Consider the following 25,709-nt stretch of genomic DNA (forward strand, 5'->3'; position numbering starts at 1 on the left):
GGCGTCCAGCTATACCCAGCTCGCCATGGCCACTGCATTTGTGGTATTGCTGAAGCATTAAGACTATCTGCTGTAGTTTGTTGACCAAACCAAGTGTTGTATTGCTCTTGCCATTGCACTATTTGCTTTTTATCACCAAACAAAGAAGCAATCGCGTACGATGCAGCATTGGTACTTAATACCCCATCTTTATCAAAATGATAAAACATTTGTGACAAGTGATCTGCAACCACTTTTATCTCTTGTCGATAAACGTCTATTAATAGCGCATTGGCTTCCAGTTTAGGTGACCAATTTTTTGAAATGACAATTGTCGTAAGCACCACGCGAGGGTCTACTCCAAAAGCCCCACTCCAATGCAACAATGCTTCTTCCAAGGGCTGCCACTGTGGATACGCTGAAAAATATTCAGACATCACAAATGGATTCACCGTGGGACGATATACGAAATTGTTATCGTCCACTAATTTAGGCATGCTTTGGTTTGATAAAAACGCTGAATCATACTTCCCTACATCAATATCAGGCATGAGTGAGTGTGTCATTCCTTGCATGCTAAACGATAAGCCAAAAAGACATATTAGTGTTTTCATTATTCCCTCCGTTCGAACTGAATGACCGATAACCTTGTCCAGACAACTCACATATAGGCACAAAACACAGCCTCAACAGCATCGCATACACGATTATTCTAATAACCTTGTTACTACGTAGAGGCGGTGACTCAAACCAAGATCATAAAACAGTCGTTCGTACACGCGTGAAAAACCACCAACAAAACATATCGGCGTTTAATAACCACCGCAAAAGTTAAATTAGTGTAATATTTGTAAAATAACAAGAACTCTAAATTCACTCGCTGTAAAAGAATCTGCACGTTCTCTTTTACATTACCTTTAGAAGAAAATTTGAAAAGCAATATGTCTATTGAATTAAGCCTTGTGCTTCGAATATGAGGAAAATGACTATGAATAAAATGCCGCTGAGACAGCGGCATTACTATTGTGACATAACAGCTAAGTTCTACACTTTGTATTTAGCAACTGCATCTCTTAACACTTTCGCCTGCTCAGCGACTTCTTCACTGCTTTGTGCATTTGCATTGGCATGCTGAGAAGCGATCTGGGCAATATCGCGAATACGAACCACATTTTTATTCACTTCGCTTGCCACCTGATTTTGTTCATCAATGGCTGTCGCGATATGTGTACTCATGTCCATGATAGTTTGTACATCCTCAGTGATCATACCCAACAATTCACCCGCCTTTTCAGCCTGAGAAACACTTTCCCCACCTTGATTTCGACATTGCTGCATTATATTCACCACTTCGCGCGTACGTTGCTGCAATGTCGAAATGATACTTTCTATTTCTCGAGTTGAGTCTTGGGTTCGCTGCGCTAACGATCGGACTTCATCAGCAACCACTGCGAACCCTCGCCCTTGCTCGCCGGCACGCGCCGCCTCAATTGCGGCATTTAGCGCCAGTAAATTTGTCTGCTCAGCAATTCCTCTGATCACATCAAGCACTGAGCCTATTGTTTCGCCATCTTTTTCAAGTTGGGATACAACATCAGACGCGCCACTCAAGGATTCCGAAAGGGCAATAATATGCTTAATGGTCGCATCCACTTCATGACGGCCTTGTTGTGCATTGTTATTCGTAAACTCTGCTTTTTGTGAAGCCGCTTCGGTGTTATGAGAAATATCTTGAATGGTTGCCTGCATTTGCGTTGCTGCTGTGGCCACCATATCAGCCTCATGTAACTGTTCGTTCATTCCAGCGCTTGTTTGAGCTGTGGACTCAGTCAGATGAGAGGTCGCATCATTAATCGTTTCTAAGGCGGAATTAACTTCAGAAATAAGGATCTTGAAATCATTAATGAGACTATTGAAGTCACGCGTCATAATGGTGATTTCATCATTACCACTTTGCTCTATCAACAAACCTAAATTGTTCTCGCGACGGATCCGTTCAATCGTAAGATATACTCGCTCCACAGGTCTAATAATAGAGTTGCTGGTTGATAGCACCAATAGCATGACAATAACCGCAGCAAGAGCAAAAATGATAAATGCGATGTACTGCACACTCGTCGACGTATCTTCAATGGCCTGTTTGGTTTGCGTTACAACATCCGTCACCAACTTATCACTTTGTTCAACGCTTTTTTTCATTTTACCTAGCGCGCCATCAGTCAGACTTAACCCCAGTTGCACTTGTGCATCAACTAGATTATTAAATTTCGTGTGATACACATTGAGTAATTCAAGCAGCTTTGATTCATAATCCCGAGGAAATCCCGCAGCTTTAATTTGCTGTGAAAACTTAGGCACTATCTCAGACAGTTTGGCTTGATATTTAGTATCAAGTCGTAACATAAAATCTTTCTCTGCACGGCGCAGCTGCAGCATGGTGACAAGCAGCTCATGGTTTTCACGCTCTTTAAGTAACGTTTCAACCTCATGAACAGCCCCTCGCAATTCGCCATACAGCGCATCTTTGGGATGAAGACCTATGTTTTTCTGTAATTTAACAACATGTTGAAAATCGGAGTTATATTGTTCAGCAAGCCGCTTGAATTCTGCTATTTTACTCTTATCAATGTCAAACTCTTCAAACACGTCTTCCAGCAAAATAATGGTATTCTTGAGTTGCTGGTACTCTTCATTAAACTGCTCGAGCGCTTCGGGTTCTTTATAAAAGAGAAAGTTTTTCTCATGCTTTCGCATGGTTAATTCGCGAACATCCAACTCCTTTGAATATTGAATGCCGTCATTTAAACGAAGCATAGTTTTTGCTTCATACATGATCACAAAAAGCATCACAACTAGTGCAACACCGACAACAAGCGCGTTGAGTTGCAGTCGTCGCTTAATTGTAAGATTTTCTAATAATGCCATACTGTTACCTAAACATTGTTCTATTAGGTAATAGTATAGCTGAGAAGCTCGCTTACTGCTTACGATAAAATAATAGAGTAAGTGAGCTTGATCAATTATGCAGCGTTTGACACCTTTTGCTGAACTGATTGCCACAATAGTTGATGCAGTGCACCGACATCATGCCATTGTTTACCAACCAGCCAATTGACTAACGGGGTAGGATCTGATGGGAAGTGAACAACTTCCGCTATTGGCTGCTCCAAGAATTCTTCCAACGCATTGGAGCTCAAGTAATGCATCACTTTGGCTCTGCCCATTTCTTCTAAAGTGGATGCATTGGATAATTGCTCAAATTGGCCACTAAGTGGTTTTAATAACAGTTTTTTGCCAAATTTCATGGCTTCGCTAGAAAGCTCAAAACCCGCATTGGCGACTACGCCACTGGAATTTGCTAAGTCTTTCAAAAAGCCCTCTCGACTCGGTGCACGTAAATGAATGTGCGCTAATGACTGGTTCTGTGCATCTGGGTGATAACAATAAAACTCTTTGTCGGGAAAATCTTTGAGTAGCTCAATGATCTTATTTAAATCTTCGAAAGGTAAATAAACTAAGACTTTATTCGCAATTGACTGGCACTGATTATTGGGTGCTTCATATGGAATAAAAGGTGGAATGATATTGTCTGCGTACGGTAGCCAGTGTACACCAAGGTGGATATCAGCAGGAGCAAATTGTTTGATGAAGGTGCGTTTAAACAAACCGGCTCCTTCCACAGGCACTTCTGGCGACAAAAAGGCAGCCTGATGACTCATTGCAATCACAGGTACCTTTGCGAGCTTCCCAGCCCATGCTGTTACGGGTTCGAAATCATTGAACACCAAATCATAGCCAGAAACATCCAATTGACGTATATCCTTGTAAAGGCGAAATAACTTGAGCTGCCTTAAGGTATCCAATTGATTGATTTTACCGCCTTGAGACGCAAAACTAATGCCCTCTCGTGTTTGATAATTACCAAATACATCCATGTCAAAATATTTGCTTTTTGCTCTTCCTGAAAACAAATAATCCACCTGAATGCCATGTTGCGCAAAACAAGACGCCATAATTCGGGCTCGAGTCGTATGTCCGTTTCCCGTCCCTTGTACCCCATACAAAATCTTCATAGCATTCCTACAAAACCAATTGCCAAACTAGCACACCCTACTCCCATTAATGCGCCAACAACGACATCAAGAGGATAATGCACACCAACCACGACCCGAGATAAAGACACACCAGATGCCCAGACCATCAGAGGGATCGACAAAATAGGTAAATGTTCCATCAAACAAGTCGCATACAACCAAGCCCCTGCACTATGACCCGAAGGTAGGCTAAATTTGTCTCCAGGTGTCAACAGCGCTTTTTGTGCATAACAATCACAGGGTCTGATACGTGCAATACGCTTTTTCAAATAAAAATACAATGGGCGCTCTAGGGCAAATGCCATAATGGCGGTTAGTGCAAAGATCTGCCCTAGTTGCTCTAGAAAAATCGCACAAAACAGTGCGAGCAATACATATAGTCCGCCATTGCCACTTTTTGATAACCCTAGCGCAGCGAGTCGCCACCAATGCTTTGGACTCGGTGTAAAAACCGCAAAGTACAGTGCTGTATCAAGTTCCGCTATTTTGCCCTTCATGACGTTAGCCCACATGTTGTGTATAAATTCAGCATAGAAGAGCTAAATAACAAAAACGTGACATTTTCAAGACACAAATATGTAAGTTGCTGTTTATCATTGCTAAGGTGTGATATGGGAGTATACTGACCCTGACTTGTGTTATTTTCAGAGGATAAAAGAATGGATTACAACACTTCCGATTTATGTGATCACTTTCCCGACGTAGTTGACGTACTTGAACCTATGTTCATCAACTTTGGTGGTCAACCTTCATTTTGTGGACGCATTACAACTCTAAAGTGTTTTGAAAATAACGAGCTCATTCAAAGCGTATTAGAGCAAGATGGAACTGGCCGAGTATTGCTTATCGATGGCGGTGGCTCGACCCGACGCGCCCTTATCGACATCGACCTTGCGGAACTAGCGGTAGAGAATAACTGGCAAGGTATCGTTGTATACGGTGCCGTACGCCATGTCGATGAGCTGGAAGAGTGTGATTTGGGTATCCAAGCCATTGCCTCTATTCCCGTCGCCGCTGACAGTGAAGGCGCTGGAGAACAAGGTATCCCTGTTAACTTTGCCGGCGTATCGTTTTTTGAAGATGACTACTTATATGCCGATAGTACGGGTATCGTTATATCGGCAGAAGAACTGCTATTAGAACCCGAAGAGCAAGAATAATCTGCATGAGTGATTGGTTACAAGTTTATAGCGAGGCTGACATCGCGAGCCTTGCTACTCCCCGTGAAAATGAACAACGCTTTTGGCAAGCACTCACTTTTTTGGACCCCAATGCGCAAGTTGAAGCCGCTCTAAAAGATGCGATGGCTTTTGGGATCAAGTATGTATTAATTGCAATTAATGAAGACATTGGTCCGCGCGCAAATTGTGGTAACGGTGGTGCAACACTTGGCTGGCAAGCATTCTTAAAACGTTTTTTAAACTTGCCATGTAATGAGTTTCTCACTCCCAGCAATGTGTTGCTATTAGGGGAAATCACCTGCGACGACCTACAACATGCAAGTACAGGTTTAGACAATAAAGTCCCGCAACATCTGGATGAGCTCAGAGCACTATGCAGCCAAATTGATGAGCGCGTCGAATCTGTATTAAAAATGGTATTTGCAGCAGGACTTGAGCCCATCATTATTGGCGGTGGCCACAACAATTGCTACGGCATTTTGAAATCACTGTCGCAAGTCAGCAAAATGGCCTGCCACGCCATCAATTTTGATCCTCATGCAGATTTTCGTGCGTTAGAAGGTCGCCACAGTGGTAATGGCTTTCATTATGCTTATCAGCAAGGTTTTTTGTCCGACTATCATGTCGTTGGTATGCATGAGCAAAAAAACAACCAAGCAATTGTGAATGCGTTAAAGGCAGCCAAATTTAGCTACTCAAGCTATCAAGATATTTTAGTGTCCAGAACACATAGCTTAACCGAAGCGTGTGAGATTGGCTTGAAACGGTTTGCCAATGCAGCACCTATTGGCATTGAAGTCGATGTAGATAGTATTAGTTATATGCCCGTTAGCGCCTTTACTAATTGTGGATTTAGTGTCAATGACGCGGAGCATTTTGTGTATTTAGGCGCCAAACAGCCCAGTGCGCGCTATTTACACCTGTGTGAAGCGGCACCTGGTAATCACCCTCAAGGTTTAGAACAAGGTATTGTAGAAGCCGGGCAGGTGCTCAGTGGTTTGGTGTGTAGTTACCTCAAAGGCAAGGCATCCTAATTATTCTGCTCAAAATACCATTGGTGTACCCAGCTCATAAGTCCTTTGCTACTTATGGGATGCTCTAATAAATGCCCCTGAACAGCGTCTGGTTTAAGTTTATTGGCAAAATCTAACTGCGGTTTATTTTCAATACCACCACAGATAATTTTAATGCCTCTTTGTTGTTGCATAGCAACCAACTCAGCCACAACATGCTCAACCCCCTCTGGTTGAGGTTGCCGGGTGAGTGAAGGTGCAAGTTTGATATAATCGACATTCAGATCTGCGAGTGTTGACAACACAATTGGCGACTCACCAAAGCGATCAATCCCAATGTGCACGCCCAACTCCCTAAGCTCTTCGATGCGAAGCTGATTATGAGACTTGGCTGTCGCGAAGGTTGGTGATGCATATTCCAGATGAATATCACCGCTTTGTAAATGATGTTCAAGTAAAACTCTATCCATAAAGCGAATAAAGTCTTCTCGTAACATTTCAGAACCAAATACATTGATACTCAAAGGAATATTAAAGTTCTCCATCTTCAATGCCATTGCCATTTCTGCAGCACGCTCAATCATAAAATAGGCAACTGGCATGGCAAGCCCTGCAAGACGAATATCGTCAATAAACTGCTCCGCGGTCAAAAGGCCTAGCTTCGGATGAGGCCAACGCAATAGCAGTTCCATAAAAGCGATCTCCCCTCCCTGATTTTTAAAAGCAGGCTGGAAATAAACTTCAAACTCTTCTTGTACAGTAATATTTGCCAGCTCTCTTATTCTTGCTCTTTTTTCTAACTGGCTAATTTGCATATGTTGCTGGTATGGGCATAGGGTATGGCTTGGTAAGCTATCCAAAGCGAGGTAAGCACACGCGATTAAATTATCAAATTGCCCTGACTCTTCATAGCAATTCACATAACTAGCTCGTGCAGAGACCTCAAGGGTGCAGTTATTCACATAAAAAGGCTGAGCGGTACTGAGTAAAATATCGTTGATTAACTGTTCATGCAAAGACGAATTGTTTGCCGTACTGCATACAAAAGCAAAATATAGCCCTCCTAAATGGGCAACTCTTGAAATTGAATCTCCTGACGGCATAGAGAAAATATGCTTATCATGAAGTTGCTGCTTGATCCTATTTGCTGACTCGGCAAGTAAGGTATCACCAAACTCTCGACCAAGATGAATATTGACTTGTTCAATTCCCTCTAAAAACACAATCACTAGCATGGCCGGGCCTGGATCGATTTGTCGCTGTGTTTTATAGGCTTCTCGTAAACTTGCCCGATTGGGCAACCCTAAGGTATCACCCGAGATACTTGTTCTTGAAATAGGCCCACTTTGCACCTCTTCCTCACTTTGATTGGTTAGGTACAGTAAACCTAAATAGACCGGTAACAATGACAGTGCAGACAAGCTCAGTGGCCATAAATAGAGCACGGCACCAATAAGCAGCACAATATCGAAAACGATCGCTGTGACTGTCAGTTTCACCAGAAACGAAATGGAATGAAAAAGCGCATAAATAAAATAAACGATGAGTATTGTACTTAGCAGATATAAAGCTAAAGGTGAGTTAAGGAGAAGGAGTGTGAGTGCGACCCCAAAAAGTACTGCATGAAGCATTTTTAGCAGTACATCTTTTGTTAACAGAATAAGCGCTATCCCCGATGCGCCAATACCGCCCAGTAATATTGCTTGAAGCAAAGAAATAGGTAGCGTAGTTACATCACTATATGCGTGCGAAATAACAGCAGACCAAAAAGACGACTCTACGACCACCTCTTTCCCATATGCAAATCTATCAGTATTGAATAAGTTTACCCGAGATCCACAAATTTGATAGGTCGCTAATACCAAATTGATAACTCAATTCGGCTGGATGCGTCACATCCCATAGTGCCATATCGGCACGCATACCTACTTTTAAAACCCCGCGATCTTGTAATCCCAAGGCTTTTGCCGCATTCACCGTCACGCCCTGTAGCGCTTCTAGAGGTGTCATTTTAAACAAAGTACACGCCATATTAAGCATCAACCGTAACGAGCAAAGCGGCGCTGTGCCGGGGTTAAAATCACTCGCAATCGCCATCGGTACTTTGTGTTTTCTCAACAGCTCAATGGGTGGCAATTGCGTTTCGCGTAAAAAGTAGAATGCTCCCGGTAATACAACCGCCGTGGTGCCCGCTTTCGCCATCGCCTGAATACCTTGCTCATCAAGGTATTCAATGTGATCTGCTGATAAACCACCAAATTGCGCCACCAGCTCACTGCCGTGCTGATTGGATAGTTGTTCGGCATGGCATTTTATTTTCAAGCCAAGCTGCTGTGCTTTTTCAAATACACGCTTAGTTTGTTCATAGCTAAATCCGACGTTTTCACAAAATGCATCCACAGCAACCGCTAATTTTTGTTCCGCTACCTTCGGCAGCATTTCTTCACATACAAGTGTGATATAGTCGTCTGCTCTATCTTTGTATTCAGGGGGGAGTGCGTGCGCACCTAGAAATGTACTTTGAATATCAATTGGATGATGTTCGTTCAACTGCTTGTTCACTTCTAATAGCTTAATTTCGTTCTCGCTATCAAGGCCATAACCTGATTTACTCTCAACGGTTGTTACCCCTTCACGAAGCAAACTGTTTAACCGTGTTTTTCCTTTCACAAACAACGTTTCCATATCCGCTTGTCGTGTTGCGCTCACTGTACTAGCAATGCCACCTCCTTGCTGTGCGATTTGCTGGTAAGACACGCCATTGAGGCGTTGCTCAAACTCTCCGGCACGATTGCCTGCAAATAGAATATGGGTATGGCAGTCGATCAACCCAGGGGTCAACAAACGCCCTTTCGCATCGTGCAGAGGGGTATTTAGCGCATCGAATTCTGGCATCGCTTGCTGCTCGCCTAGCCAAACAATTTTACCTTCTTTCACCATAACCGCGCCTTGCTCTATCAAGCCATAAGCAGCTGAGTTAGCAGGATCCATTGTTGCTACAGTCGCGTTAATGATCACAAAGTCTACATTGAGCATAACTTTCTCTTTAAAATTAAAACTGCCTACGAGTTTAGCAACTCCACTTGTATATACAATAGAAGTGTGCCACCTTTATTTTTATGTCATTTTTATTGAACGTACTGGCCATGACACAGCAGCCCAAGTTTGCCCTCATCAAACAACATATTGTTGATCACATTCGAGCAGGTCAATGGAAAGAAAACCAGCGAGTTCCTTCGGAAAATGAGCTAGCCGATCAATTCAAGGTAAGTAGGATGACAGCACGTAGAGCACTTACTGAGTTGACCGACTCTGGTATATTGACGCGCAGTCAAGGCCTTGGCACCTTTGTCGCGAGTTTTAAATCACAGTCATCGCTACTGGAAATCAAAAATATTGCCGATGAGGTCGCGCAAAGAAACGGCCACTATTCGAGTAATGTTTTGTCGCTCGAGTCTATCTCGGCGATCGCTCCTATCGCTATCGCATTGGGTGTGGATATTGATAGTCAAGTATACCGTAGCGTGATCATTCACAATGAAAACGAGATACCGATTCAAGTCGAAGAACGTTTCGTTAATCCAGCTTTGGCTAGAGATTATTTACAGCAAGATTTTAACTTACTCACACCACATGAATATCTGTCAGCTGTGGCGCCACTAACCGAAGCCAGACACACTGTCGAAGCGGTTATGCCTAATAGTGAAGTGTGTCAGTGGCTTGGACTATTTAACGAAGAGCCCTGTTTACAAGTGATACGGCGAACTTGGTCATCTGCTGGTATTGTGAGTTTCACGCGACTTATTTCTCCTGGCAGTAAGTATCGCTTAGGCGGCCATCTTACATTTAGAAAAAACGAGCCGCGTGTCACCTAGATATTATGCTGATATTCGAAACCCAGTTTTGTAATCGCTGAGCCATTTATGATGCGCTCTATAACCTGATCACTAGAGAATGTTGGTGCTTGCGTTCCATGCTGCTGACACTTGTGCTCATAGTAATCTTGACGTGTAGGGTGAGATGGATGGCACAGGTTATAAATAGGTTGTGCTTCGCGCCATGTTTCCAGTACGCAGAATATGCCATTAATAACATCCTGTTGATGGACCATATTGACCAAGCTGTGTGACGAACTTCCCAATTGCTTACCAGCAACAAAGCGCCCAGGCTCACGGTTTGGCCCAACCAAACCAGCTAGACGCAATACTTTACCGTTACACGCTAATACTTGCTGCTCTGCATCAAGCAAAATGTCTTGTCGTTGGGTGGCTACACTTGTGTCACTTTGCTCAGTGTAGTGACCACTCGACTCGGGGTATACGCCGCTGCTCGAGCATAGCAAAAAGCCTTTTGCTTCAAAATGATTACTTAAAGTAAGCACTTGCTTTAACAATGAAAGATAATTGCTCTCTTGCTTTCTCGCTCTTGGTGGAATGGCACATACCCACCAAGCATCGCGCAGTGAAATATCGTGAACCAAGTTTTCCCCATCAAGATAAAGCTGCTTTTCAAAGCTGTGCTCACCGCTGGGGTTTGTGCGAGTACCCTGCACTTGCCAGCCTAAATTTAATGCTTGTTGGCATAATGGCTTCCCCAACCAACCCGCTCCAAGTACAACTAACTTATTCATCACGCTTGTTATTGCCCTTTTGTTCACCGCTTCACAACAGGTAAAAATACCTCTGCACTAAGCCCGCCTACTTCTCGGTTACGCAATCGAACCTGACCACCATGAGTTGTTACGATGCGTTTGATAATAGCCAAACCTAAACCGCTACCTTCACTCCCTCGCGCTTGGTCCCCTTGTTTAAACGGCTCAAATACACGCTCTAATTCACTTTCCGGTATGCCTGGGCCTCTGTCTTTGACACAAATTTCGATCCCTTTTTTACGAGGGTTATAACGCGTCGTCACTTCGATTGCTTCATCAGAATAGCGAATAGCATTTTCGATCATATTTGTGATCACCCGCTTCATCGCTACCATATTCATGAGTACTGGTGGTACATCCGGACCAAGTACCATTTTGATTGTACGTTTGTGCTTTTTCTCTGCCGTGACGACATCTTCAACCAAACCGTTGAGGTCTTCATAATTCATTTCACCACTGTGGTGGTGGCGCAAATATTCGATAAACTGGTCGATGATTGCATTCATATCATCGATATCGTCGATGATCCCTTCTTTGAGATAATCCTCTTCGTCCGCCATCATCTCAGTGGCAAGTCTAATACGTGTCAGTGGTGTGCGTAGATCATGAGAAACGCCCGCCATGAGTAAACGGCGATCATCTTCCAACTCAGCAATCCCTTTTGACATCTGATTAAATGCTCGGGTTACTTCCATGACTTCCGTCGATCCATGCTCGACCAGTCGGGTGGAAAAGTCTCCAACACCAACACGCCCCGCCGCTGTTTGTAGCGCTTTTAAAGGTCGATTCAAGTGTCGAGCAAACCACCAGCCACCTAATACACTCAAAAAACCGATACTAGACAAATAAAAGACCAAAAATTCCAGTTTCGTCTCACTGAGCCCTGTAAGCGGTACCCTTACCCAGTAGCCCGGCGCTTGCGGAGCCTCGACCCAGTATACAATTGGATCTCCTTGACTAATTCGTACTCTGGCTGAACCATTTAACTGTTCAGACATGCTTTTTGAGAGCAAACTGTATTCTTTGGCGCGGTCTAGCCCATTGATATACGCTTGTCGCTGTGTCATCACTTCAATACCGGTGATCTCAAAAAACTTATCGGAAAGCTCAGAGCTGACATCTCCGCCTTCTTCCCAATCGATAAACACGGTTTTTACTTGTTTCGCAAGCATCAGATTAACTTGTTCAAAGGTGGGCTTAAAAACGTAAAGTGTGACAGTGATGTAGGACACAATTTGATTGATCAACAACAGTGCCCCGACAAAAAACACGGTTTGCCCAAAGGCACTTCTTGGAAATAAACTCATAACGACGACTATTTTCCACCGTCAGGTACAAATACGTAACCCAGTCCCCAAACGGTCTGAATATAACGAGGGTTAGCAGCATCTTCTTCAATCATGCGACGCAACCTCGATACCTGCACATCGATACTGCGCTCAAGTGCACTGTAGTCACGACCCCGAGCGAGATTCATCAGCTTGTCGCGACTGAGCGGCTCTCTTGGATGGCTTACTAATGCTTTTAGCACCGCAAACTCGCCACTGGTCAATGACAGTACCTCATCGCCTTTGTGCATTTCTCTGGTTGCCAAATTAAGCTTAAAAATACCAAACGCGACTTCGTTTTCTTCTGCAGACGGTGCACCTGGAACCTCTTTTGCGCGACGACGTAAAATCGCTTTAATACGCGCCAACAGCTCTCTAGGATTAAAAGGTTTAGGAATGTAGTCGTCAGCACCCAGCTCTAGGCCAATAATGCGGTCTACCTCATCCCCTTTCGCCGTCAGCATCACAATAGGGATGTCATTTTCCTTTTGACGCAAACGGCGGCAAATAGACAAACCATCTTCACCCGGTAACATCAAATCAAGTACCATAACATGAAAATTTTCGCGCTCTAAGAGCCTGTCCATTTGTTCACTGTTCGCCGCACTACGTACAATAAAACCTTGTTCAACCAAATAACGTTCTAAAAGACTTCGTAGACGCATGTCATCATCTACAACCAGTACTTTGGTAGTTTCATTTCCCATACTACATTCTTCTTGTTATAAATTACCTTCGCTTAATATAATTGAAAAATGGTCAACTAGACACCATACCAATAAGAAGTTTTGTTACTGAACGTAACAATTTAGAAAAGTCATAATACCGAACGCATCAATGCAGCGCACTGGCAGTTTTAGAAACTATGAAAACAAATCTGATCACCCCTGAAGGTTACCGACAATTACAGCAAGAGCATGACCATTTATGGCATGAAAAACGACCCGAAATAACAAAAATTGTGACTTGGGCAGCAAGCTTAGGTGATCGCTCGGAGAACGCTGACTATACCTTCAATAAACGTTTACTCAGGCAAATAGACCGCAGAGTACGTTATTTGCGTAAACGCTTACCCGACCTGAAAATCGTCGAGTATTCAGAACAGCAAGCTGGAAAAGTCTACTTTGGTGCTTGGGTTGAAATTGAAAATGAACAAGGCGATACCAAACGCTTTCGGATCGTTGGCCCAGACGAGATATATGACCGCAAAGACTATATTTCTATTGATGCGCCAATGGCGAGGGCGTTGCTTGGTAAACAAGTTGATGATGAGTTTGTGGTCCGCACCCCTGAGGGCGAAAAGACTTGGTTTGTAAACAGCATCGAGTACAGCATCTAAGCTTCTTATTCAATATCGCTGTGATATGATATTACTATTAACGCACGCCAAATTGGTATAGCGTATCTAATTGAACTTTATAAGGATTTTGCATGAGCAACATCTCGGCTCGTTTAGCACAGGAACTAAACGCCAAAGAGCAACAAGTCATTGCTGCAACCGCATTACTTGACGAAGGGGCTACAGTGCCTTTCATTGCCCGTTACCGTAAAGAAGTAACTGGCGGACTAGATGATACCCAGCTGCGTTTGCTCGAACAGCGACTCAGCTACCTACGAGAACTCGAAGAGCGTCGTAGCTTCATTTTAAACACCATTGATGAGCAGGGTAAATTATCTGACTCGCTCAAGGCCGACATTGAGCAAGCCCAAAGCAAAACTGAATTGGAAGATTTATACCTACCTTTCAAGCCTAAGCGTCGCACTAAAGGACAAATAGCCATAGAAGCGGGATTAGAATCGCTTGCTGACGCACTGTTTTCTAACCCTAACCTTGCGCCTGAGCAAGAGGCTGAAACCTATATCAGCCAAGACAAAGGGATTGAAGACTCAAAAGCAGCCTTAGATAGCGCGAAATTCATTCTTATGGAGCGCTTTGCCGAAGATGCTAAGCTCCTTGCAAAATTCCGTAACCACATTAAGCAAAATGGCCAATTGGAATCGGCCGTGATCGCAGGCCAAGAAGAAGCAGGCAGTAAATATCGTGATTACTTTGAGCACAGTGAAAAACTGGCCAAAGTCCCTTCTCATAGAGCGCTTGCAATGCTTCGCGCACGTAATGAAGGCGTATTACAACTATCAATTAACCCAGAGCCTGATGTTGAAGATGCACAGCAGTTTTGCGCACAAATGATAGCAGATCATTACAAATTAAATGTGACTGATGCCGCTGCAAGCAAATGGTTAATGACAGTTGTCCAATGGGCTTGGAAAGTAAAGCTATCACTGCATTTAGAAAATGAGTTTTTAGGCACTTTACGCGAACAAGCCGAAATGGGAGCCATTGATGTGTTTGCCAAAAACCTCAAAGATTTGTTAATGGCTGCACCAGCTGGACCTCGTGTGACAATGGGGATCGATCCTGGACTACGAACAGGGTGTAAAGTCGCTGTTGTTGACCAAACGGGTAAACTCTTAGCAACTAACACAATTTATCCACACGCCCCACAAAATCACTGGGATAAATCGTTACGTACACTTGAGCAAGTATGTCGCCAATACAAGGTTGAGTTAATCGCCATTGGTAATGGTACCGCTTCGCGCGAAACAGATAAGCTTGCAGGTGAGCTATTGAAAGCAGCAAGTGAGCTGAAACTGAATAAGATCATGGTCAGTGAAGCGGGTGCATCGGTTTATTCCGCATCTGAATTCGCGGCCAACGAGTTTCCTGATTTAGACGTATCGCTACGCGGTGCTGTGTCAATCGCGCGCCGTTTACAAGACCCGCTAGCTGAGCTTGTAAAGATCGAACCAAAATCAATTGGTGTTGGCCAATATCAACACGATGTATCGCAAAGCCAACTAGGCCAGAGCCTTATATCGGTGGTAGAGGACTGCGTAAACTCTGTGGGCGTAGATGTTAATACAGCATCGGTACCTCTATTGACTCGTGTATCAGGCCTTAACAAAACCCTCGCTAGCAACATTGTGAAATATCGTGATGCTAATGGCTCATTCAACAGCCGTAGCGAGCTTAAAAAAGTAGAACGCCTAGGGCCTAAAGCATTTGAACAAGCTGCAGGCTTTCTTAGAATTGCCAATGGTAAAGATCCGCTCGACAGCTCTGCCGTTCACCCTGAGGCTTATCCGGTTGTTAAGCAGATCTGTGAAGCCAAGCAAATTGCTGTTAGCGAGCTAATAGGCAATACAGAACTTTTAAATCAATTAGTTGCTAATGACTTTACTGACGAAAAGTTTGGCTTGCCTACAGTCACTGACATCATTAAAGAGTTAGATAAACCAGGCCGAGATCCTCGACCTGAATTCAAAACAGCCACCTTCAAAGCAGGCGTTGAAACCATTAACGACCTTGAAGTTGGCATGATTTTGGAAGGTGTCGTGTCAAATGTGGCTAACTTTGGTGCATTCGTTGATGTGGGTGTTCACCAAGATGGCCTCGTTCACATCTCGGCCATCACGAATAAGTTCATTTCGGACCCTCGCGAAGTTGTCAAAGCCGGTGACATCGTGAAAGTAAAAGTAATTGAAGTCGATGCTCCACGTAAACGCATCAGCTTTACAATGCGCCTAGATGACGAAGTACAAACGGCCCCCAAACAAAATACCGCACCTTTGAAAAAACCAAGTGTCAACAAAGGTTCGAATAAGCCCAAACCAAAGCGTGATGCAGGCAATGCAGCCATGGGCAATGCGTTTGCTGAAGCATTTGCGAAACTTAAAAAGTAACAAAAAAAAGCCGCTTCAAATGAAGCGGCTTTTTCAAAGAAGCTTAATTTATCATACTTGCACAGACAATGATGCCGGTATGTTTGGCGACGCTATATGCTGATAAAAATCATTGATCCTTAAAGCTCTCGCTTGGATTTGCGGATCCCTCTCAATCGGTAAAGCAACAGAATAAGGATCAGCATCTTCTTTTAATGTTGCGCGCTTCCCCTGCTCAATCGGCAATTCATCTTCATCGTCTTTAAGGCGACGAGATTGGTACGTGCCGACGCTATTACCATTATCTTCACTTTCTTCACCGCTGATCAGTTGAGTGGCTAATTCTGCTTGCGCGGCTTGCATCTTGCGTGAGGCATCTGCGGCAATCGCTCTATCAGCGCCTGATGGTTCCGCCGGCGCAAGCGCCGCAGCTCTAACCGTTTGCATTTTATCAATCGTAGCTTGCGGGTCACTGGGCACCTCAGCGACATCAATCATGACTTCGCCGCCTACCGCATATTTATTCCCATCAGGGCCACGCTGATATTCGTAGCTTGGTGAACCAGCATGCACACCACCGACTCTGGCATGCGCTTGTTCATGCTGTCGAACCTCAGTGTCACGCGCTTTTAATTCTTGGATCTGCTGCTCTTGTTCTCGCTGCTGTTCTTCAGCCTGAGGATCTTGCTGATTTTCATCTTCATCGCTTTGCTGTTCTTTGCTCTGCTGGCCTTGCTCTTGCTCACGTTCTTCAATGGTTTTTTGCTTCGCTAGCTGCCCATTATTGCTGTACAACGACGAATCGTCAGGTGATGTTGCTTTTGTCTTATCACCATCATTCGCAGATTTATTTTCGGTAAAGCTTGCTGCTGATGCGGGGGGTTTAGGAATAATTTCGCGTAGCTGGTTGTCTCGCCTAGCCGTTTCGGTATAGACGTTTGCGGTATTCAAGTTCATCGCCGGGGGTGGCGTTACTATATTCATGACATTGTCTAGATAACTACACTTTAATATCTACCAAAGTACCTAATACTTCATCTGCCGTGCGAATAGTTTGAGCATTTGCTTTTGCATTAAACTCTTCAACTTTCAAATTGACTAAAGCCTCATCTAGCCTAGCAGACTGAGAAACAGGGGCTGTGGTCGCCTCATCCGACCCAGCAGCTTGCAACTGACGCTGCTGCGCTTGTTGTTCATCAGACTGACTTTGCACCGTTGCACGGTTAATCTCCGCTGTGGCACGCTCAACACCTTGGCTCGCTCTGTTAAAGCCTTCAAGGCCCTTATTTAACACATCACCAATTGGCATCGCGCTCTCCTGACAGTTATAGATATGGTTAATTATTACTCAAAAAATAATAAAAATAAAGTATGAGTTATTAAATTTTACACCATTCTAAAGAGCTAAAATTTAAAGTACTGATTTAAGGTAAGATATAAACTCATCCCTGTGAGAGATAAACGGTGCGTGCGATGCTTTTGGTAATACTTCAAACTGAAAATGCGGATTCAACTGTGCCATTTGTTGACATGCCCTTTTTGGCACGAGTGAGTCTAAGCGTCCAAAATAACCATAAATAGGCGTATCCAATTGACTAAAGTCGCCTCTTAGATCTTGCTGCTTAAGGATTTCTAACCCGGCTCTGAGTGCTTCTTCATCCGCTTTAGGTGACCGACTCAATAACGCTCTTAGTACTTTTATGTCATCTTTAGCATGCTCACTGCCCATTGCCTGAATTGCTAAAAAGCGCTCGATCGTTTTATCGCTGTTGTGCAATAACTGTTGTTCAAAGTTGCTAAGCACTTGCTCATTAAGACCAAACCATCCCTCACGCTCAACAAAACAAGGAGATGAGGCAACCAGAATTACTTTATTAACTTTTACTGGATAATTTTTCGCTAAATATAGCGCAAATAAACCACCCAGCGACCAAGCCACTATCGTGCTGTTTGCACTTAACTGTTCTGCTAGCAACTCTGCAGCTGAACTAAAGCTATACTCGCCCTTTGGCAACGGTGCGCCACCAAAGCCTGGGATATTAAGGCATTTAATTTCATCTTTGTACCAAGATTTAATATCATCAACACAGAGTTGCCATACCGATTGATTCATCCCCCATCCATGAATAAACACTAGTTCTTGAGCCATTATCTGCCCCCTAAAAGTCTGGTGCGGCTATAATAACGGCTTGCAAGTACAAAGCAATGCAAGGATGCAATCATGCTTATGAATTGGTTTTTTCCACCCCGCTGTTTATGCTGCCAACGATTTATCACTCATTCGAAAAGTTTGTGTACACACTGTCTAGAAGACTTTCCTTATATCCCCTTGAAATCAGGGAATTTACTCGAGCAACCTAATATACTCAGGACGTTTGACCTACCAGATTGCGAGGGGCTTGTAGCATGTGGCTGGTATCATGGCGTACTAAAATCTTGGCTATCAGGCTACAAGTTTAACCAACAAGCCTGTTACAAATTTGCACTTCAGCAAATTATATCGGTACAAATGAATCAATTTTGGCGCATAAATCGATTTAAACCCGATCTATGTTTCATTATTCCTTTGTCTAGTACTCGATTTGCTCAACGAGGATTTAACCAAGTTTATCAAACTTGGCTACCTACACTTGTGCCACATCACTCGGTGTGTAATGCATTTAAGCGCGTTAAACAAACAAAACCACAAAGCGAATTAACCCGAAAACAACGACAAAAAAACATTCAAGGGGCCTTTTCAATAGATATCTCACTCGCCCATAAGCGAGTTGTTATTATCGATGATGTAATTACATCAGGCAGCACGGTAAATGAGGCAGCGCGCACGTGTCTAAACGCTGGCGCTGCACAAGTATGGGTATTTGCAACAGCACTAACGCCCTTGGACAGTTAAAGCCTGACCAAAAAACAAGGCGTTACTCAATAGTCGGCTCGTCCCATACCAATAACCACGAAATACGGGATTATCCGTCATGCCAATGACACTGCCTTGACCATATCGATGCGCAACCAAGAGAGCTTGATCGGCTATTTTTTTCGTATTCTCAGCCGCACTGTACCCAGCTAACTGAGGTTCACTGTCGTATTTTGCAACGGTTAGAAAAGGCTGTTCGGGGGTTTTAAGTAACCAAGTGCTATTTTTGAAAACTGGTAACTTGTCGCCTTGAAAACCAAAACTCAATGGATGAGACAGATCGAGTCGAGCAGAAAAAATCGCACCAGCGATACGCTGTTTTGCCGCTAGCATGTCTTGATCTTGATAGCTCAAATCTTTGCTATCAAATTGCTCCGCCATTTCTCGTTGACTGATGCTTTGTGACTTGAGCAATTTGTTGTCAACGAGCCATTTGGCACCGCGTTTATGCCCCCAAAGGACGCCGCCTTGCTCAACCCAAGTTGTTATTTTAGCTTTCGTTTGTTCACTAACATCGTTGTAACGTCCATCAACCAGAATGATATGGCTATATTGGGCTATCGATGCCTGTGGTAGTCGTGATTTTTCAATAATCGTAGGCGCGATGCCAATGTGTTTATCTAAGTAATACCATACCTCGCCAACCTCGTATTGGCTTATACCCTCACCGCCTATCAACAATACTTTGGGTGCAGTCAGTGGATGCATCAAACGTGACCCTAAATCAATGCCTTCGCTCGTTAGCCCCGATTTAAACATCTTGATATTTACGTCAAACAGAATCTGGGCTTGATTGAGCGTCGCGAGCCACTCCCCTTTAGTTTGCAGACCCGCTGGGATCACGATACTACCGGCTTCAAAATTCTCAGAGCCCGTGTCGGTTTGCACACTAAACGCTTGCGTGGCTACTTTGGCTTTAATGCCGTTAGATAGTAAGTAATTTAACAGCTTAGGCGCATTAAAAGATTGCCAAGAAAAACCATATGCATACGCCTCTTTCAGCGCGTCAGACACCTTTGCTGGCATACGCTGCCAAGGCTTGTCAGCAATCGTTAATTTTCTTACGTTCTTCACTTTATCAAACGGCAAATTGAATGCATGAGCGAGCGTCCAACCTGAAACATCATAAAATGTATTGTCCGCAAATAAGGTCTGCTCTGAAAAAAGCGCTTTAATGAGGCGATATTGAGGTTGCTGCAATGGCACGAACACATCGCCATCATTGTAGTCATGATTCTGCGTTTGATAGTTTGACTGAAGTGGATACGCAACGATTTGATGGGCTGCAAGCAACGCTAAAAAATCAGCAAATTTTTGTTTGTCACCATTGGCAGAGACCACATAACCCACGTAACTTTCCTGTTTCGCAAGCTTTTTCGCTTCTTCATAAAACGCTTGTTGATATTTCAAGAGCTTGGTTTTGTTATTCATCACGCCAGTAAAAGTCGATAAGCTCGTTGTCAGTTGATTTTTAATCGTTTGCGGAAATTCCAATCGACCATTCACTGTATCTTGAACATGTCCACGGCTGCTTGCTTGTTCGAATAAAATACCAACGGCACCGTTCACATCTGGATAGGTCGAACCTTTGCCATAATAAAAGTCATCAAAGCTCTCTTGTGTAAAATACAGCTGTTTTTCATTGTCTAACGCTTGTGCGTGGTAAGTCGCTAACTGGTTAGTGAGCGTGACGTTTTCATCTGGCGTGAGTGGGTGGGTACGAGATGGCACGCCAGGTTGAAAGAAATAACTATTATTTGAGCCCATTTCATGAAAATCAGTGAGCACATTTGGCTTCCATTCGTGGAACTTTTTAACGCGAGCGATTGATTCTGGATGCTGTAGCAATAACCAATCACGATTTAAATCAAATAAATAATGGTTGGTTCTGCCAGATGGCCAATTTTCCACATGCTCTCTATGCTGCGGATCGGCTGATAGTGTCATGCCTCGATTGCTATTCGCCCATTGCGCAAAACGCGCCAAGCCATCAGGGTTTAAAGAAGGATCAAGGAGGATCACAGTATTGTTCAATAGACTTTCAACGTCTTCACCTTGAGCAGCCGCTAAGTAATAGGCCACCAGCATAGAAGCATTACTACCCGACGGTTCATTACCATGCACGCTATAGCCCATCCATAAGACAGCTGGACCATTATTGCTCAAAGAAGTATCACTCAAGCGAGCAACATGTTGTTGTTTAATTTGCTGAATATTACCGAGCTGAGACTTAGAACTAATTGTTAGCAGCAGCAAAGGACGCTGTTCATGGGTATAGCCAATCGTTTCGACTTGCACTCGATCACTTTGCTCAGCCAACAGTCTCATATAGGTGACTAATTGATCATGACGTACGTGCCACTGCCCTACTTCATAGCCCAGCACCTCACTTGGCTTACTAATGTTAGGATCAAATTTCACCGCATCCGAAAAATAAAAATCGAGCGGCTTGGCGCTTGCGCACATAATGCTTTGCAGCCCCAACATGAATACAACAAAAAAATAGCGCATTTTAGCACCTTAACAACGATTAAGTCGTTTTACGCTAGCAAGGCATTCAGGCGATGCCAAATTTTTACGTTCAACACTAGCGACAACACGATGAGGGGAGTATCATAGGCATTAACCGAGTAAATTAGTCAAGTATAGTCACAGTTATGATCACAATTTCAGAATCAGCTCAAACACATTTTGCCAAACTCCTTTCAGATCAAGCAGAAGGCACTAACATTCGCGTTTTTGTTGTTAATCCAGGCACTTCTCAAGCAGAATGCGGCGTATCATATTGTCCGGCAGATGCCGTTGAACCAACCGATATACGCCTACCTTTTAACGGCTTTGATGCGGTTGTTGATGCAGAAAGTGCACCATTTCTAGAAGAAGCGGAAATTGATTTTGTAACAGACAAAATGGGCACTCAGTTAACCTTAAAAGCACCCAATGCAAAAGCGAAAAAGCTCAGTGAAAACGCCTCTTTGCATGAACAAGTAGAGCATATGCTAACCACTGAAGTGAACCCGCAACTTGCCAATCATGGTGGTCAAGTAAGCCTTATTGAGATCACGGCTGATGGTATCGCGGTGGTGCAATTTGGTGGTGGCTGTAACGGCTGTTCTATGATCGATGTCACATTAAAAGAAGGCATTGAAAAAGAAATGATCGCAAAATTTGAAGAGATCACTGGCGTACGTGATATCACTGAGCACCAAGCTGGCGAACATTCATATTACTAAGCCATGCTTAGGCAACTAGTCTATAAACTGGGCCAAAACCCAAAGCTTAGCCTCAAACGATTTTTCATTGGTTTGGGGCTATTTGCTTGTTCCGCTACAGCAATTGCATATGGTTACTATATCGAGCCGCTGGTACAAATCGTTGGTTTAGTATTGCTTTTACCCGCGTTATTCTTTGCCGGTTGGGGCTATTTAGGTATTTTCGCCAATCGCTTTGCACAAGTTATTATAGCAATTTTCCCTGACGAACCAACTGATGGTAGCGATAAAACAAGCTAGCACCACGCAGCGCCATAAAGCAGCTCATTGCGAGCCATAGGCCGTGGTTTAGCCATGATGTTGTCAGCCACCAAGGTAGAAAAAAACCAACACTTGCAGACAGTAACATGCTGTTTCTCATCTCTTTTGCTCGAGTTAAACCGACAAATACCCCATCAAACAAAAAACAGCCCATAGCAATCAACGGCAAAACGATAAGCCAAGGTAGATAACGCACAGCTTCATCAATGACATCTGGCAGGTCCGTTAGTAAGGCAATTATATCCGCACCAAATAACACAAATGCCAGTGAATAAAGTGCCGCGAATACAGCTCCCCAGAATAGACTTATTTTTACCCAAAGATTAATTAACTCAGGCTCAGCCTGACCTTTCGCATGCCCTACTTTTGCTTCAGCCGCATAGGCAATACCATCCAAAGCAAAGCTGACTAACATTAAGAAGTTAAGCAGTACCGCATTGGCCGCGAGCGTCGTTTCGCCTAGTCTCGCGCCATAAAAAGTCATAAAACTAAAACACAACTGCAGCATGAGAGAACGTAAGAAAATATCTCGGTTAAGTGTCAATAATTGGCTAACGCGCTCTTTACTCGGTAAAGCCCAAGACCAATGAAGTTGATGCTTTTCAAAAAGAGTCGATAGCAAATAAATAGCCAAACCCAAAGTACAGTAATCCGCGATGAGAGACGCCCAAGCAGCGCCTGCAACACCCAATTTAAAGCCAACGACAAACACAACATCCAACACAATATTGATGATGTTAGTAAATAGCACTAAGTAGAAAGGGCCTTTCCCAAAGTGCATGCCTAACATAAATCCGAGAAATACAAGATTGCATAACGCAGCAGGCGCACTAAAAATACGAATAGAAAAATAACGTTCTGCCTGCGCCATCACATCAGCAGAGGCCCCCGACAAATCAGCGATCGCTAAAAGAAAAAAGCTTTGTAGGATTATCAATAAAAACGCAAAAACAAGCGCAAGTATTACACTGCTTTGCAAAAGGGCAATAAGCTTCTTTTTATCTTGTTCACCATGCGCTTGCGCTATCATACCAGTTGTACTCATACGCAAAAAACTAGCGAGCCAAAAAAGTACCGCAATACTACTTGCCCCTAGCGCTATTCCCGCTAAATAATGCGCTGATGATAAATGGCCGATCACAGCAGTATCAACTAAGCCTAGTAAGGGCACCGAAATATTTGATAAAATCATCGGCCCAGCCAGCAATAACAAACTCAGGTGGTACGATTTATAATGGCTAAAAAATTGCTTCATTGTTTAATGTTACCCTTTGTATTGAGTGCAAAAAGCGCAATGGCATCGGTGATCCTACAGTATCACCATGTAAGCGAAACACTGCCCCCTGTGACATCAGTTAGCCCAGCTCAGTTCAAAACACACTTAGAATATTTAAAAGCAGAAAAGTTTAACGTGTTACCACTCGATGAGCTGCTCTCAGCGCTTAAAAATGACCAACCATTGCCTGAAAAATCAGTTGCCATTACGTTTGATGATGGCTACGAGAACAATATTCAGCAAGCCGCACCTATATTGGAAGCCTTTAAGTTTCCCTATACTATTTTTGTCAATCCAAAACTCATTGATAGCAAGCAAAGCTATGTCATGACATGGCAGCAATTAAAACATCTTTCGAAGCGTGGCGCACTCATTGCCAGTCATAGTGCTGAACATGATTACCTGCATCAAAGACGCTCAAATGAATCTCAGACACAATGGTACAAACGAATCAAAGCTGATTTACTTTGGGCAGAGCAAAGAATAAAGGAAGAAATAGGCCATAATGCAAAAATGATTGCTTACCCATACGGCGAGTTTAATAACTCATTGCAATCGCTCGTGAAAGAGTTAGGCTTGATTGGTATTGGCCAACATTCGGGCGCAGTTGGTGCAAGCACAGACTTTACTCGGGTCCCTAGATTTCCTGCTTCAGGGATATATGCAGATTTATCGACTCTTAAAACAAAACTCAACGCACATCCTTTTACTATCGAAACATTGAACTATACCGATTCAGTATCAACGGATAACCCACCTAGTATCACCATCAATTTTAAATCCATCACTTTTGATAGAGCGCAATTCAATTGTTTTGTGTCAGGCCAAGCCAACGCGAACATTACATGGACTAACGAAACGAGTGTACGAATTACAGCAAAGGACAGCTTGCCCTTAGGCCGTACACGATATAATTGTACGGCCCCTGCCAATAGCGCGCCTGGTGAGTTCTATTGGTTTTCCCAACCTTGGGTGATCACGGATTAATATTATTTTTTACACGCTTTCAACAGTGTTTCCGTTACTTCTTGCAGTGGAGCTATGACTTTGGCAGCACCGAGCTCTACTGCCGCCCTCGGCATTCCCCACACAACGGAAGTCTTTTCATCTTGGGCAACTGTATAAGCCCCAGCTTCAAGCAGTCTCAATAGTGCTTTAGCCCCATCGCTACCCATTCCAGTCAACAACGCCGCATGGACTGACTTTCCTAATGGAATTAACGAATCAAAAAGGACGTCAACTGAGGGCTTATGGCGGTTAACAGGTTCAGAATCTTCAAGTTGGCATATTAGCTTTCCTTGCTTGCTGATGATTTTTAAATGTTGATCGCCAGGCGCAATAAATACGTGCCCTTCTTGCAGTATGTCTCCTGTTTGCGCTTCTTTTACCTTTACGGCACAACATCGATCCATTCTTAAAGCAAATGAGGTGCTAAATACAGGAGGAATATGTTGAGTTACGACAACAGGCGGGGTGTTCTCGGGCAATCTGGTCAGTACTTCTTTAATCGCCTCTGTTCCTCCTGTTGAGGCTCCTATGGCAATCACGCTGCCCGCCTTAAAGCGCATACCTTTATATTTATCTTGTTGCTCTGTTGGTATCGCTTTAAAAGATCTAACTCGTGCTCCGGCTGCGGCACGAACTTTATCATGTACGGTACGCGCATATCCTTGTAACTCTTCAGCCACATTGGCTACCGGCTTTGCAATAAAATCGACCGCTCCAATTTCCAATGCATCGAGCGTTGCTGGGGAACCTTGCTGAGTCAGCGTAGAGATCATTACGACTGGCATTGGCCTTAAGCGCATCAGGTTGCGTAAAAAGCTAATACCATCCATTTTGGGCATCTCTATATCCAAAGTAAGTACATCAGGATTTTGCTCCTTGATCATTTCTCTTGCTTTGTATGGATCTTCTGCCGCACCGACCACTTTGATATCACCAGCTTGGTTCAATATTTCAGTTAACAGCCCACGGATCAAAGGGGAATCATCAACAACCAGTACTTTGATCATTA

General features: G+C 43.7%; 24 protein-coding genes and 1 pseudogene (1 of these 25 cut by a window edge). 10 read left to right on the plus strand and 15 right to left on the minus strand.

The window, feature by feature from the left end; all coding sequences use genetic code 11:
• From AC5FX4_RS00995 to AC5FX4_RS01010, 4 genes are all read right to left on the minus strand, one after another.
• Nucleotides 1–593, minus strand: the 5' portion of a protein-coding gene (locus tag AC5FX4_RS00995) for a M23 family metallopeptidase (RefSeq protein ID WP_493604694.1). 481 nt of this gene lie to the left of the window's left edge; the window shows 593 of its 1,074 coding nt (coding positions 1–593); it begins with the start codon at nt 591–593; its stop codon lies off the left edge, out of view.
• A gap of 430 nt (nt 594–1,023) precedes the next feature.
• Nucleotides 1,024–2,904: a methyl-accepting chemotaxis protein gene (locus tag AC5FX4_RS01000; protein ID WP_493604695.1), complete on the minus strand. Its 1,881-nt coding sequence runs from the start codon at nt 2,902–2,904 to the stop codon at nt 1,024–1,026.
• A 95-nt stretch (nt 2,905–2,999) separates the two neighbouring features.
• Complete coding sequence (locus tag AC5FX4_RS01005) at nt 3,000–4,052, minus strand: MJ1255/VC2487 family glycosyltransferase (protein WP_493604696.1); 1,053 nt, start codon at nt 4,050–4,052, stop codon at nt 3,000–3,002.
• Nucleotides 4,049–4,570, minus strand: coding sequence for a phosphatase PAP2 family protein (locus AC5FX4_RS01010; RefSeq protein WP_493604697.1), 522 nt, complete (start codon nt 4,568–4,570; stop codon nt 4,049–4,051). Before AC5FX4_RS01010 ends, AC5FX4_RS01005 begins: the two co-directional genes overlap by 4 nt.
• Nucleotides 4,571–4,732: 162 nt before the next feature.
• On the opposite strand from AC5FX4_RS01010, the gene rraA reads away from it, so the two are divergent.
• Entirely contained in the window at nt 4,733–5,233 is a 501-nt protein-coding gene (gene rraA, locus AC5FX4_RS01015) for a ribonuclease E activity regulator RraA (protein WP_493604698.1), read from the plus strand.
• A gap of 5 nt (nt 5,234–5,238) precedes the next feature.
• Nucleotides 5,239–6,288: a formimidoylglutamase gene (locus tag AC5FX4_RS01020; protein ID WP_493604699.1), complete on the plus strand. Its 1,050-nt coding sequence runs from the start codon at nt 5,239–5,241 to the stop codon at nt 6,286–6,288.
• Here AC5FX4_RS01020 and AC5FX4_RS01025 read toward each other — a convergent pair.
• Both AC5FX4_RS01025 and hutI read right to left on the minus strand, forming a co-directional pair.
• Nucleotides 6,285–8,054 carry an EAL domain-containing protein gene (locus tag AC5FX4_RS01025; protein WP_493604700.1) on the minus strand — a complete coding sequence of 590 codons (1,770 nt, stop codon included), beginning with the start codon at nt 8,052–8,054 and terminating at the stop codon, nt 6,285–6,287. The two genes, AC5FX4_RS01020 and AC5FX4_RS01025, sit on opposite strands and share 4 nt — an antisense overlap.
• Nucleotides 8,055–8,076: 22 nt before the next feature.
• Complete coding sequence (hutI, locus tag AC5FX4_RS01030) at nt 8,077–9,303, minus strand: imidazolonepropionase (RefSeq protein WP_493604701.1); 1,227 nt, start codon at nt 9,301–9,303, stop codon at nt 8,077–8,079.
• A gap of 110 nt (nt 9,304–9,413) precedes the next feature.
• On the opposite strand from hutI, the gene hutC reads away from it, so the two are divergent.
• Entirely contained in the window at nt 9,414–10,142 is a 729-nt protein-coding gene (hutC, locus tag AC5FX4_RS01035; RefSeq protein ID WP_493607749.1) for a histidine utilization transcriptional repressor HutC, read from the plus strand.
• On the opposite strand, the gene AC5FX4_RS01040 is transcribed toward hutC, so the two are convergent.
• The 3 genes from AC5FX4_RS01040 to ompR are packed head-to-tail and all read right to left on the minus strand — an operon-like array spanning nt 10,139 to nt 12,953.
• On the minus strand, nt 10,139–10,909 hold the full coding sequence (locus AC5FX4_RS01040; RefSeq protein WP_493607750.1) for a Rossmann-fold NAD(P)-binding domain-containing protein: 771 nt from the start codon (nt 10,907–10,909) through the stop codon (nt 10,139–10,141). The genes hutC and AC5FX4_RS01040 overlap by 4 nt on opposite strands.
• Before the next feature lie 11 nt (nt 10,910–10,920).
• Nucleotides 10,921–12,225 carry a two-component system sensor histidine kinase EnvZ gene (gene envZ / locus AC5FX4_RS01045; RefSeq protein ID WP_493604702.1) on the minus strand — a complete coding sequence of 435 codons (1,305 nt, stop codon included), beginning with the start codon at nt 12,223–12,225 and terminating at the stop codon, nt 10,921–10,923.
• Between the two features lie 8 nt (nt 12,226–12,233).
• Complete coding sequence (gene ompR / locus AC5FX4_RS01050) at nt 12,234–12,953, minus strand: osmolarity response regulator transcription factor OmpR (RefSeq protein ID WP_476294135.1); 720 nt, start codon at nt 12,951–12,953, stop codon at nt 12,234–12,236.
• Nucleotides 12,954–13,111: 158 nt separating this feature from the next.
• Here ompR and greB point away from each other — a divergent pair, with 158 nt between their 5' ends.
• Both greB and AC5FX4_RS01060 read left to right on the plus strand, forming a co-directional pair.
• Nucleotides 13,112–13,585, plus strand: a complete 474-nt coding sequence (gene greB / locus AC5FX4_RS01055) for a transcription elongation factor GreB (protein ID WP_493604703.1) — start codon at nt 13,112–13,114, stop codon at nt 13,583–13,585.
• Between the two features lie 92 nt (nt 13,586–13,677).
• Nucleotides 13,678–15,990, plus strand: a complete 2,313-nt coding sequence (locus tag AC5FX4_RS01060; RefSeq protein ID WP_493604704.1) for a Tex family protein — start codon at nt 13,678–13,680, stop codon at nt 15,988–15,990.
• A gap of 51 nt (nt 15,991–16,041) precedes the next feature.
• Here the strand turns inward: AC5FX4_RS01060 and AC5FX4_RS01065 are convergent, their stop codons facing one another.
• From AC5FX4_RS01065 to bioH, 3 genes are all read right to left on the minus strand, one after another.
• Entirely contained in the window at nt 16,042–16,953 is a 912-nt protein-coding gene (locus AC5FX4_RS01065) for a putative metalloprotease CJM1_0395 family protein (RefSeq protein ID WP_493604705.1), read from the minus strand.
• A 16-nt stretch (nt 16,954–16,969) separates the two neighbouring features.
• On the minus strand, nt 16,970–17,278 hold the full coding sequence (locus tag AC5FX4_RS01070) for a hypothetical protein (protein WP_493604706.1): 309 nt from the start codon (nt 17,276–17,278) through the stop codon (nt 16,970–16,972).
• A gap of 102 nt (nt 17,279–17,380) precedes the next feature.
• A complete protein-coding gene (bioH, locus tag AC5FX4_RS01075) occupies nt 17,381–18,118 on the minus strand; it encodes a pimeloyl-ACP methyl ester esterase BioH (RefSeq protein WP_493604707.1) in 738 nt (245 codons plus the stop codon).
• A 78-nt stretch (nt 18,119–18,196) separates the two neighbouring features.
• Between bioH and AC5FX4_RS01080 the strand changes: the two are divergent.
• Together AC5FX4_RS01080 and AC5FX4_RS01085 are read left to right on the plus strand one after the other, a co-directional pair.
• Nucleotides 18,197–18,283: pseudogene (locus AC5FX4_RS01080) on the plus strand (double zinc ribbon domain-containing protein); the annotation flags it as partial.
• A 15-nt stretch (nt 18,284–18,298) separates the two neighbouring features.
• Nucleotides 18,299–18,862, plus strand: a complete 564-nt coding sequence (locus AC5FX4_RS01085; RefSeq protein ID WP_493607751.1) for a ComF family protein — start codon at nt 18,299–18,301, stop codon at nt 18,860–18,862.
• Here the strand turns inward: AC5FX4_RS01085 and AC5FX4_RS01090 are convergent.
• Nucleotides 18,842–21,394, minus strand: coding sequence for a M14 family metallopeptidase (locus tag AC5FX4_RS01090; RefSeq protein ID WP_493604708.1), 2,553 nt, complete (start codon nt 21,392–21,394; stop codon nt 18,842–18,844). The genes AC5FX4_RS01085 and AC5FX4_RS01090 overlap by 21 nt on opposite strands.
• A gap of 146 nt (nt 21,395–21,540) precedes the next feature.
• Here AC5FX4_RS01090 and nfuA point away from each other — a divergent pair, with 146 nt between their 5' ends.
• Both nfuA and AC5FX4_RS01100 read left to right on the plus strand, forming a co-directional pair.
• Nucleotides 21,541–22,116 (plus strand): Fe-S biogenesis protein NfuA, encoded by a 576-nt coding sequence (gene nfuA, locus AC5FX4_RS01095; protein WP_493604709.1) that lies wholly within the window; start codon nt 21,541–21,543, stop codon nt 22,114–22,116.
• A 3-nt stretch (nt 22,117–22,119) separates the two neighbouring features.
• Nucleotides 22,120–22,395 carry a hypothetical protein gene (locus AC5FX4_RS01100; RefSeq protein ID WP_493604710.1) on the plus strand — a complete coding sequence of 92 codons (276 nt, stop codon included), beginning with the start codon at nt 22,120–22,122 and terminating at the stop codon, nt 22,393–22,395.
• Here AC5FX4_RS01100 and AC5FX4_RS01105 read toward each other — a convergent pair.
• A complete protein-coding gene (locus AC5FX4_RS01105) occupies nt 22,343–23,671 on the minus strand; it encodes an MATE family efflux transporter (protein WP_493604711.1) in 1,329 nt (442 codons plus the stop codon). The two genes, AC5FX4_RS01100 and AC5FX4_RS01105, sit on opposite strands and share 53 nt — an antisense overlap.
• On the opposite strand from AC5FX4_RS01105, the gene AC5FX4_RS01110 reads away from it, so the two are divergent.
• Nucleotides 23,651–24,679 carry a polysaccharide deacetylase family protein gene (locus tag AC5FX4_RS01110; protein WP_493604712.1) on the plus strand — a complete coding sequence of 343 codons (1,029 nt, stop codon included), beginning with the start codon at nt 23,651–23,653 and terminating at the stop codon, nt 24,677–24,679. The two genes, AC5FX4_RS01105 and AC5FX4_RS01110, sit on opposite strands and share 21 nt — an antisense overlap.
• Before the next feature lie 2 nt (nt 24,680–24,681).
• Here AC5FX4_RS01110 and AC5FX4_RS01115 read toward each other — a convergent pair whose 3' ends face one another.
• On the minus strand, nt 24,682–25,707 hold the full coding sequence (locus AC5FX4_RS01115) for a protein-glutamate methylesterase/protein-glutamine glutaminase (RefSeq protein ID WP_493604713.1): 1,026 nt from the start codon (nt 25,705–25,707) through the stop codon (nt 24,682–24,684).
• Nucleotides 25,708–25,709: the final 2 nt, after the last annotated feature.

The organism is Pseudoalteromonas sp. ATL1, from assembly GCF_058933015.1.

Bases quoted from the DNA above. Each gene is read 5' to 3' on its own strand.
- ompR (WP_476294135.1), bottom strand. From the start codon at position 12,953: ATGGGAAATGAAACTACCAAAGTACTGGTTGTAGATGATGACATGCGT.
- AC5FX4_RS01105 (WP_493604711.1), bottom strand. From the start codon at position 23,671: ATGAAGCAATTTTTTAGCCATTATAAATCGTACCACCTGAGTTTGTTA.
- nfuA (WP_493604709.1), top strand. From the start codon at position 21,541: ATGATCACAATTTCAGAATCAGCTCAAACACATTTTGCCAAACTCCTT.
- greB (WP_493604703.1), top strand. From the start codon at position 13,112: ATGAAAACAAATCTGATCACCCCTGAAGGTTACCGACAATTACAGCAA.
- AC5FX4_RS01060 (WP_493604704.1), top strand. From the start codon at position 13,678: ATGAGCAACATCTCGGCTCGTTTAGCACAGGAACTAAACGCCAAAGAG.
- AC5FX4_RS01000 (WP_493604695.1), bottom strand. From the start codon at position 2,904: ATGGCATTATTAGAAAATCTTACAATTAAGCGACGACTGCAACTCAAC.
- AC5FX4_RS01020 (WP_493604699.1), top strand. From the start codon at position 5,239: ATGAGTGATTGGTTACAAGTTTATAGCGAGGCTGACATCGCGAGCCTT.
- bioH (WP_493604707.1), bottom strand. From the start codon at position 18,118: ATGGCTCAAGAACTAGTGTTTATTCATGGATGGGGGATGAATCAATCG.
- rraA (WP_493604698.1), top strand. From the start codon at position 4,733: ATGGATTACAACACTTCCGATTTATGTGATCACTTTCCCGACGTAGTT.
- hutC (WP_493607749.1), top strand. From the start codon at position 9,414: ATGACACAGCAGCCCAAGTTTGCCCTCATCAAACAACATATTGTTGAT.
- AC5FX4_RS01100 (WP_493604710.1), top strand. From the start codon at position 22,120: ATGCTTAGGCAACTAGTCTATAAACTGGGCCAAAACCCAAAGCTTAGC.
- AC5FX4_RS01065 (WP_493604705.1), bottom strand. From the start codon at position 16,953: ATGAATATAGTAACGCCACCCCCGGCGATGAACTTGAATACCGCAAAC.
- AC5FX4_RS01010 (WP_493604697.1), bottom strand. From the start codon at position 4,570: ATGAAGGGCAAAATAGCGGAACTTGATACAGCACTGTACTTTGCGGTT.
- AC5FX4_RS01070 (WP_493604706.1), bottom strand. From the start codon at position 17,278: ATGCCAATTGGTGATGTGTTAAATAAGGGCCTTGAAGGCTTTAACAGA.
- AC5FX4_RS01110 (WP_493604712.1), top strand. From the start codon at position 23,651: ATGGCTAAAAAATTGCTTCATTGTTTAATGTTACCCTTTGTATTGAGT.
- hutI (WP_493604701.1), bottom strand. From the start codon at position 9,303: ATGCTCAATGTAGACTTTGTGATCATTAACGCGACTGTAGCAACAATG.
- envZ (WP_493604702.1), bottom strand. From the start codon at position 12,225: ATGAGTTTATTTCCAAGAAGTGCCTTTGGGCAAACCGTGTTTTTTGTC.
- AC5FX4_RS01115 (WP_493604713.1), bottom strand. From the start codon at position 25,707: ATGATCAAAGTACTGGTTGTTGATGATTCCCCTTTGATCCGTGGGCTG.
- AC5FX4_RS01005 (WP_493604696.1), bottom strand. From the start codon at position 4,052: ATGAAGATTTTGTATGGGGTACAAGGGACGGGAAACGGACATACGACT.
- AC5FX4_RS01090 (WP_493604708.1), bottom strand. From the start codon at position 21,394: ATGCGCTATTTTTTTGTTGTATTCATGTTGGGGCTGCAAAGCATTATG.